Source organism: Marinobacter sediminicola (assembly GCF_031157525.1).
Lineage (GTDB): Bacteria > Pseudomonadota > Gammaproteobacteria > Pseudomonadales > Oleiphilaceae > Marinobacter > Marinobacter sediminicola.
On the sequence record NZ_JAVIXR010000024.1, the window covers coordinates 1 to 8,622 of the forward strand.

The window sequence follows — 8,622 nt, forward strand, 5'->3', positions numbered from 1 at the left end:
CACACACGAGTCAGAGCAGCGGTCAGAGTCGTCTTACCATGGTCAACGTGACCAATAGTGCCCACGTTAAGGTGTGGCTTAATTCTTTCAAACTTAGACTTAGACATTCGACCAATCCCCCTAATCAACCTGGATAGCAACGTTGACCGGATAAATAGTGGAGCTCATGACCGGAGTTGAACCGGTGACCTCATCCTTACCAAGGATGTGCTCTACCGACTGAGCTACATGAGCATTGCAAATCAAATTGGAGCGGGCAGCGGGAATCGAACCCGCGTCATCAGCTTGGAAGGCTGAGGTAATAGCCACTATACGATGCCCGCGAGCAATTAAGTGGTGGAGGGGGCTGGATTCGAACCAGCGAAGCTTTCGCGTCAGATTTACAGTCTGATCCCTTTGGCCACTCGGGAACCCCTCCGAGTCAGGCGCAATATCACGCACCTGTCACAACAAAAAGTGGAGCTGGCGGACGGAATCGAACCCCCGACCTGCTGATTACAAGTCAGCTGCTCTACCAACTGAGCTACGCCAGCTCACATTCGCTTGTTCAGCGAGGGCGGTATACTACGGATTATTTTCGGGAGTTGCAACACTCTCGCAGCGGTTAGACTCAACAAAGTCAAATTCCGCTCCATAACCCGCCTCCAGCGCCTGAACCATCTCTTCTGCAAGATTTGGCTCACTCTCAAAAGCGAGCGCGTAGCTTATCTGATTTCGATCGAAGTTGACTAGTACCACGTTAAAATTCTTGCTCTTTTTTTCTTCCAGCACGGATATTGCTGCTCTACGAGACTCAAATAAGCCGAGAGAAATCGCGTTTCTATTTGCACCCTCGGTTACCAGATAGGAATCTACGCCTCGCCTTTGCATTTCCCGGAACTGCTCCAACGCTGCTGAAGGGGGCTGAGGGGGAATAATAACCCAGTGCAACGAGGGCAAAGGCCGCTCAACCTCCTCCAAGAGCACACTTTCAGCTCTTGCAAGCGCTGAGTGTGACTTAAGAGCCTCTGCAACTTGCAAACTTGCAATCCAGCCCAGCCTGACACACTCCCGCGCACTGGACACAGGCGCCGTTGAGCCGGCACCACCATCCTGCACTTTGAGACTTGCTACTCGCGGCAGACTTCCGCCCGCAGTGGAGCCAAGCTTAACATCCACTGCGGTGTAATCGCTCAGTTGCCACACACAAAGATTTATGACAACCAGCACAAGCGCAAGCCATTTCATACTTCATGGGCCTCTGCGTCGATCAGACCAAGCCCGTCCATGACCAAAGATGGGCAGATTTCTGCAACCAATCCAAGCTCCAGAAGCCTGTCTGCATCGCCCCCCGTAACCACAATATCGCTGATCCTGAAGGCTATAGAATCGCGCTTAATTCGCTCAACCAGCGCCTCGAACAACCACGCGATACCATGATTAACGCACTCGCTGGTACTTACCCCCGGGCTAACATTCAAGATCTGACTTGGATCAAAATCTATGCGAGCGGCATCCACCTGCAAACTGCGACGCATCATATTCAGGCCTGGCAAAATAAACCCCCCAAGGTGACGCCCGTGAGAGTCGACATAATCAACGGTTATCGCGCTGCCAGCGTCAACCACCAAGAAAGCCTGCCTGTGCCGCTGCCAGGCTCCGTACATGGCGTGCCATCGATCTGCGCCCATTTGGCTGCAATCTTTATACGAACTTCTAAGCCCCCCCCTCGCAGCCTCCGCCCAGTAGAACCTGATCGGCGCGTCAAATCGACTGGACAGATGCGCCAAAAGGCTCGCCCTCTTTGTCTCCGAGGCAACAGTAGAGACCGCCACCCTGGAAACACACCCCTCAATCACAGTCAACCCGTGTAAAGGATCGGCATCCGCAATAACACCCACACCTTGATCAACAGCCCGCCCCGACTCATCAAGACGCCACTTTAGCCTGGAATTCCCGGCATCAATCAACAGTCTCACAAAACCACCCGCAAGCTGATTTCCCCAGCACGAATTGGAACAATCCCTCCCTCCGGCGTGCCAAGCAAATAGTTCCCACTACCGTCAATGCCGTTACCGACCCCCTTCAACTCCCCGTCCTTTGCCTGGATAAGGCGATTGCAGTATATATCGCGGTTCTGCCAAGGCTCGCGGAATACCCCGAACCCCTTACTTGAAAACGTGTCAGCAGCATCAGCCACTGCACCAATGACCGCCGCGGCGACCTGATTTCTGGACCACTCGGTATCCGGACAGGCACTTGCAAGACTGCTCCATGGCTGATCAACACCTTCAGCTTTATGCATGTGCACGTTAATTCCGATACCCACAACCACCCGCACAACACCTTCTTGCAATTCACCCTGCAATTCCACAAGGATGCCTCCCAGCTTGCCTGCTGGAAGAAATATATCATTGGGCCATTTCAACCCAACATCCGGAACACCCAAGGTCTCGAGCGCCTCCGCAACCGCTACCCCAAACACGAGGCTAAGTCCGTCCAGCACCGAAAAACCGCCATGAAAGACCAACCCCATGCTCAGGTACAGATTTTCTCCACGCGGACTTTGCCAACTTCGCCCTCTACGCCCACGACCAGCTGTCTGGGAGTCTGCAATGGATATCGGGAGCTTGCCGTCACAACCCTCAGCAACTTGCCTAAGGACCTCAGCGTTTGTTGAATCCACTTCATCCCGCACTCTCAAATCAACCCGCGCTGCCAATCCAGCATCAAGCTGTTTGATGATCAGAGCAGAATCCAGAAGATCAGCCCGAGACATCAGCTGGTAACCGCGACCACGAATGCTCGCCACCTCAAAGCCCCGGTCCATTAGACGCCGCACCTGCTTCCAGATCGCCGTACGGCTCACACCCAACTGCTGGGCTAGGGATTCACCAGAGTGAACCTGTCCATCACTGAGAAGGGCAACAAGGGCTTTGAGTTTCATCAGATATTATCCGGCCGGAATGTTTGGTATCGGCGGATTAAACACCAGGAGGGAGCAAAAAAGCAAAACTGGCGGCCGAGCAGTAGTCGCTCGACCGCCACTACGATCAGGGAATGGGCGTCGCTGTGAGGTTCGCTCTTATGTCGAAGTTCTGCATCATGACGCCGTATACGGCTGTTTGAGCACCACCGGTCGGATGCACAAGGTCAATATTATTGATAGATAACTCTTTAAACTGACTCTGAGCCTTCACCGCAAACCCGAGGGGGCGATTATTCAGATCACCTTGGGTTGGGCTGCCTACGTAGCGATATCCGTGGACCGCGTTAGGATCCATAATTTTTTCATCGCCTTTTACACCCAGAACACCCAGGGAATCCGGCCCATTCTGCTTCTTGATCACCTTGGTCTGATATACGTCCACAGCAAGATCGGTGCGAACTCCGAATGTGTTGTCATCTATACCGTCACCGTCAAAGTCACCGCCGTCGCTGGTATAGATATCATTCAGAAGAACACGGGTGCCCGTGCCGTTTACTGGGTTACCATTGCCATCCAGTTGCCGATTGGTCTCCCATGTGAAGGCGTTCTTTTTATCACCTGAAGCTCTGGCAAGCACATTTTTCAGTCGAACCGTGATGCCTTCTTCGCCCCTTGTCTCCCAGATACCACCTGAAGCCTCGCAGACGATTTGCGTACCACCGGCACCACCGGCGCACACATCACCAGCACCACCCGGCACAATAGTCATGCTACTTCCAACTTCATAGTTTTGAAGAACAAACCGACCAAAGCTGCTGCCTGTCGACTTATCACCTACCCGCAGGTTACCAACATCCATAGTGCCCCAGGACTCCCCTGTGACCATGACCAAGCCTTCATCCGTTGCATCAATAGTCATATCCCGCACATGAGCGTCGTACTCAAGCTCGCTGATCCAGAGGCCCTTCTGGCTAACTTCGCCCGCCCCCTTATCATAAGCATCGGCAATGATCGCAGCCTTGCCATTCCGGATACGCACATCGGAGTTGACCGCAATTCCTTCACCACTGACCCCACCAGCACCCAAGGTTATCTGACCATCAAGCTCAAACTCGTAGGCGGGATAAAAACCAAGAGCGAGCAACAGTTCGGTGCCACCTTGCAGCTGCGCATCGTCACTTCCAACTTTCAGGCCATTTATCCGATACCCTGCTTTAACGCCTTCGAAACCGACTCGAAGCCCGTCAAAAAACTGGGTACTGCCCCGAACTTCTTCCCGGGTGACATTCACGGTAATATCACCACGCCCCCATGACTGAAGGCCGCTGAAAATCACTCTATTACCATCTTCCGTGTAGGCTATGTCTGCCCGACGCAAGCTCCACTCGGCGGCGAGCCGCAATCCTTGCGGCCCTGCATCCGCATGCCCACCGCCTTGCAAATACACTGCATTGGTGTAGGTGCGGCCATTGTATGCGTGCTCCTCAAACAGGAAGCTTACATTCACCTCACCGATACTTTTAAAACCGCTACCCATCTCAATGGCACCAATACCGAACTCACCGGTAAATGAGCCAAGGGTCAACGCCAGCGCAGGCCTATTCTGCCAATCTGGCGCTACGTCCAGCCGCAAATCCTGCACGTTCATATTGCCTGTTATGTTCCTGAGCGCCAGAACATTACCATCATCGTGATACAGGAAAGAGGCACTGTGGATGGTTGTCTGATTATCAAACCGCAGCCCTTCACCCTCACGACCTCCCGCCCGGATATCGGTACTGGAAGAGAGATTATACTGGCCACTCAACCCACCATAGGAAGGCAACAGAGCGCCGGAGCCGACATCATTGCTAACACCGTGGTTCAATGGGTTGCCACTATATCGGATAGCCTCAACCTGCCAGGAGCCTACCACCCTGGGAGCATCCAGCTTGAGCGTGTCGCCCACGACATCCAGCGTTATACCCAAGGCTTCAACATCCATGGTAATGCCGTCGAGAAACACTTCATTGCCATTGGTCCGGTAGCCCAAGCGCCCCCCGGTCATGGTGTAGGCGGTATCAAATGTATAGCCTGAACCGCCCACGGCACCGCCCGATTTCATATTCAGATAGCCCTGCAAGGAATGGTCCAGAAAAACACCACCCATGCTGAGACCCGGTGCTCCAGCAAGCCGAATATCGCTAAACTCAATTCGGCGATCTTCCACCAGGTAGTCGAGATTCAGGGATGCATCAGAGCCAATATCTACCTTTACTACATGGCGCGCCTGGCCAGAGGGATCAGAAGCGGAACCTACGCGAAACCCTTCAAGATGAATACCTTTGCCATCATCGTAATACGAAACCTTGTCTGCCGTGACTCCAAGCTCCATTTCAAGGGTAATACCGCTCTGCCCACTGACAGATGCCAACTCCTGATCATCAAGGCTCCTCATGTCAGCGGAAGCTGCAGAGACCGCACCCAAAATAAGAATCCCGGAATGAATGGCGAGAGTGTAGCTGCGACCTTTATCGATCTTCATGTTTGCACCTCACCTATTAGGGGTTACCCGCTGGAAAAACGAGCAAGTTGCCTTCCATGATTACGTCGCCCTGCATCTCTACCGTAAAGATATCAGTTTGCTGAAACCCAATGTCGGTCGGGCGCGGGGTGGTACTGGCAGCGACCTTGAAGCGCACATCATCGAAACGTACGATATTCGGCAAGCCGAGCTCCAATACATCCCCATTGAAAAGTGCGCCATCCCCTCCAAAGCCGGTATCGATAGTTCGCATGCCCAAAGTCAGCCCCTCAAATGCGAAGCTGCCTCGCAGTTCATCAAGAACCATCCACCCGCCCGCTTCCTTTAAGCGGTAAGCCAAACGAGCACCACACTTTTTGGTCACATCATCACAGCGCCCAAAATAGCTGTTCTCAACTGGGCCACCCAACTCGTTGATACTGATATCTCCGGACAGGTAGATACCGCCTTGACCAGAGACATCTGACAGCGCGTCATCGCTGATCTGAGTCATTTCTGCTGCTGCAGGCCAAATCAATGAAAACAGACACAATCCGGCCAGAACCTTAACCATTGCGCTATCTGCTATGCTCATCGTTATAAGTCCTTGGTTCTTATGTTCAGGTGCTGAATCAGAACGCCTTGTATCCGGGCAGAACCGAAGTCTCTATTGCCTACACTAAAGTTACCAATGCTGAGATTGCTACGGTATTCAGGATCGGTGTAGTAAGCGTTATAAAAATCCCAGGCCTCTGGATTACTGCTCGCGCGAAGTCCGTTAGCACCTATTTCGCCAGCCAATGGCTTACGGATGGAAGCAATATCAATGACAAAGTTACCGCCACCGTCTACATCAAGGAACAGGGGCTGCAATTGGTTGCCCAAGGCCAACTCCATGACAACATCAGACATATAGATTCTGGAACCGCAGGCGGTGCCATCCTGGGCACAGACATCAATAGCCAACTCAGGTGAATAGAAGTTCAACTTGAACTGAGCAACCATCTGCTTGCGAGCTTCATCTCCCCAAAGGCGCAGGTAACTCCCGTCTACGACGGAGCTTTTCGCATGAATATTCACGTTACCAGTGCGGTCTGCTCCTATGCCCACATTCACTTGCATACCAATATCTGGCCGCTCTCCAACAAAGTCGGCTGTAGCTGGACGGCTTGAACAGGTGCCAGTCCCTGCCACAGCACTTGAGCTCAGGCAGTCAAACCCTTCAGCAGCCGCTACCATCGCAGGCGCCGCAATCTCGAGCACTGCTTTCTCCGCAATGCCTATGTTATTGCCGTCCAGCACATCTATGCGCCAGGGGTTTATCAAACGCCCGATATTAACCGGGGTCAGGTTCTCTCCATAATTACTATTGGCACCAGAAACATAGAACCGATTTACGGTGATATCCACATCCCGGCCATCGGTGCTTTTAATGCCTGCAATGCGAAAGACGCGCGCCCGATCGCCATTGGCGTCCGGCTGATCTGTACCGTGGGAGAATTTGAAGTTTTCGAGAACCACCCCGATCCCTGCCCCATCGATTTCCGACATTTCGTTCTCGGAAAGCCCCTCAAGTTCCGCAAACCCGGCACCAGCGAAACACAACCCAAACAAAGCGCCTAAAGCCTGCTTGGCAAACTGTCCTGAATATCTGCTTACAGACGCCATCATAGTCACCTAGAACAACCCCAGACCGCGGTCGATATATTCAGTACGCAAGCGCGGGATGCCGTGCAGCGCCTGCTCGAGATTCACGACTGTTGCACCGTTTGGAATATTGAAGAATGCACCCTGGGTAGCGCGTATAAAATCCGCAGGGGAAAGGTTCTGCCTTTTTACATCCTTGAGCCACTCCAGATCTTTTGTCTGAAAGGACATGAACACACCATCGACCGGACCAGTCAGGTGAGGCTCCCCACCCACTTGACTAACCTCACCAATAGGAAAGCTGTTATACGAGTCAAGCCGGAAGCAAACGCCTATGCCAAGAGCCTTGCAGTCTTTGACCATCACCTCAACATCACCTTTCCCGCAGAAAAACCCACAGTTGGGGTTAACAAGATTAATGGTAGAGCTCGCGGTTCCGCCTACGATCCTTAGAAGTCCCCGCGTAATACCGGCGACATCTTTAATGACGATCTTTTCGCCATTTAGAATACCTGCGTACTCCGCACGTATCGGATCTGCCTCACCTATATTCGGACCCTCTCCGTGCACCAACTGCGCTTTCGCGTAGAGGGGGTCGCCGCTTGTCAGGTACGGGGCCAATGCGACTATAAGGGAGTCACCAAAACTGCCATCAGACTCTGCATTTTTGAGACCTTCCCCCCTGTCAAGAATCTCTATGTTCACGTTACCCGTCAGGTTTTTGATCGAGCCAGAGAGCACGCCCATCGCGTCGCCAAAACCCAGCCGAAAGCCGACAATTTCGTTGGTGATTTCATCCTGGGCAAACTCGAAAAATGGATTACTGATGGAGAAAGGTACGATCTCGCCCTGTGCATAGGCACCGCCATCAGGCTTACCCTGCCTTGGCATAGAAGGGTTGGCACTGTAGTAGGCTTGATTATTGATGTAGCCCAACGCGAAGTCTTCGATGTAAACATCGGACGTACCTGGCTTTTCTCCAGCACGCTCGTATCGCCCCATTTCGATAGCATCAACGTTGGTTTGAACCTCTATGTCCATCCCGAGGTTTACGCGCGTATAAGCTGTAGAGTCGTTTGCATCTGGATGATACTGGCGATCAACTGATACGAATGCCTGCCCGGTAACCTCTGACATTGCATGGTCAGTAATTGGACTTAGCTCCGCATTTACAACAACAGGCAGCACTGGCAAGAGAATTACCGCAACTAATCTGATCGTCATTACATCCCATTGCGACCGCTTTGTTATTTTGGCGGCTCATCACATGGTGAGGAGTGCGCGAGGTGCGCCGGCGCTGCTGGTAAGAGCGCCACTGGATTACATTTTTTTATAAGTTCTTCTCACTGAGCCTAGCAGCATGCACGACATCTAACTGTGCGGCTTGTCATAAATCAGCATTCAAAATTGTCATAAATCAGGAATCGAAATAGCCATATTTCAAGCATAAAAAAACCCCAGCTTCTTGCGAAGCTGGGGTTTGGTATTAAGAGTCTGACGATGACCTACTCTCACATGGGCAAATGCCACACTACCATCGGCGCAGGCCTGTTTCACTTCTGAG

At 52.4% G+C, this 8,622-nt stretch carries 8 protein-coding genes and 4 tRNA genes; all 12 read right to left on the reverse strand.

Translation table 11 applies throughout. The features are described from left to right. A partial coding sequence (locus tag RG807_RS17500) for a GTP-binding protein (RefSeq protein WP_309046022.1) occupies window positions 1–107 on the reverse strand: 107 nt, incomplete at its 3' end. 51 nt (window positions 108–158) lie between these two features. Beyond that, a tRNA-Thr gene (locus RG807_RS17505) sits at window positions 159–234 on the reverse strand. A 14-nt stretch (window positions 235–248) separates the two neighbouring features. After that, window positions 249–323: transfer RNA gene (locus RG807_RS17510), tRNA-Gly, on the reverse strand. Between the two features lie 11 nt (window positions 324–334). After that, window positions 335–418, reverse strand: a tRNA-Tyr gene (locus RG807_RS17515). Between the two features lie 39 nt (window positions 419–457). Further along, window positions 458–533 (reverse strand) — tRNA-Thr (locus RG807_RS17520). 31 nt (window positions 534–564) lie between these two features. Then, window positions 565–1,227, reverse strand: coding sequence for a hypothetical protein (locus RG807_RS17525; RefSeq protein WP_309046028.1), 663 nt, complete (start codon window positions 1,225–1,227; stop codon window positions 565–567). Next, on the reverse strand, window positions 1,224–1,958 hold the full coding sequence (locus RG807_RS17530; RefSeq protein ID WP_309046029.1) for a type III pantothenate kinase: 735 nt from the start codon (window positions 1,956–1,958) through the stop codon (window positions 1,224–1,226). The genes RG807_RS17525 and RG807_RS17530 overlap by 4 nt, the downstream gene beginning before the upstream one ends. Further along, window positions 1,955–2,926 (reverse strand): biotin--[acetyl-CoA-carboxylase] ligase, encoded by a 972-nt coding sequence (locus RG807_RS17535; protein WP_309046030.1) that lies wholly within the window; start codon window positions 2,924–2,926, stop codon window positions 1,955–1,957. Before RG807_RS17535 ends, RG807_RS17530 begins: the two co-directional genes overlap by 4 nt. A 106-nt stretch (window positions 2,927–3,032) precedes the next feature. Continuing rightward, window positions 3,033–5,432, reverse strand: coding sequence for a DUF6160 family protein (locus RG807_RS17540; RefSeq protein ID WP_309046031.1), 2,400 nt, complete (start codon window positions 5,430–5,432; stop codon window positions 3,033–3,035). Between the two features lie 16 nt (window positions 5,433–5,448). Continuing rightward, window positions 5,449–5,925 (reverse strand): hypothetical protein, encoded by a 477-nt coding sequence (locus RG807_RS17545; RefSeq protein ID WP_435404689.1) that lies wholly within the window; start codon window positions 5,923–5,925, stop codon window positions 5,449–5,451. Window positions 5,926–6,008: 83 nt separating this feature from the next. Next, on the reverse strand, window positions 6,009–7,079 hold the full coding sequence (locus RG807_RS17550) for a hypothetical protein (RefSeq protein ID WP_309046033.1): 1,071 nt from the start codon (window positions 7,077–7,079) through the stop codon (window positions 6,009–6,011). Window positions 7,080–7,088: 9 nt separating this feature from the next. After that, a complete protein-coding gene (locus RG807_RS17555) occupies window positions 7,089–8,282 on the reverse strand; it encodes a hypothetical protein (protein WP_309046034.1) in 1,194 nt (397 codons plus the stop codon). Window positions 8,283–8,622 lie beyond the last annotated feature (340 nt).

Coding starts and splice junctions, on each gene's coding strand:
- RG807_RS17525 (WP_309046028.1), bottom strand. CDS start 1,227: ATGAAATGGCTTGCGCTTGTGCTGGTTGTCATAAATCTTTGTGTGTGG.
- RG807_RS17535 (WP_309046030.1), bottom strand. CDS start 2,926: ATGAAACTCAAAGCCCTTGTTGCCCTTCTCAGTGATGGACAGGTTCAC.
- RG807_RS17540 (WP_309046031.1), bottom strand. CDS start 5,432: ATGAAGATCGATAAAGGTCGCAGCTACACTCTCGCCATTCATTCCGGG.
- RG807_RS17545 (WP_435404689.1), bottom strand. CDS start 5,925: ATGACTCAGATCAGCGATGACGCGCTGTCAGATGTCTCTGGTCAAGGC.
- RG807_RS17550 (WP_309046033.1), bottom strand. CDS start 7,079: ATGGCGTCTGTAAGCAGATATTCAGGACAGTTTGCCAAGCAGGCTTTA.
- RG807_RS17555 (WP_309046034.1), bottom strand. CDS start 8,282: ATGACGATCAGATTAGTTGCGGTAATTCTCTTGCCAGTGCTGCCTGTT.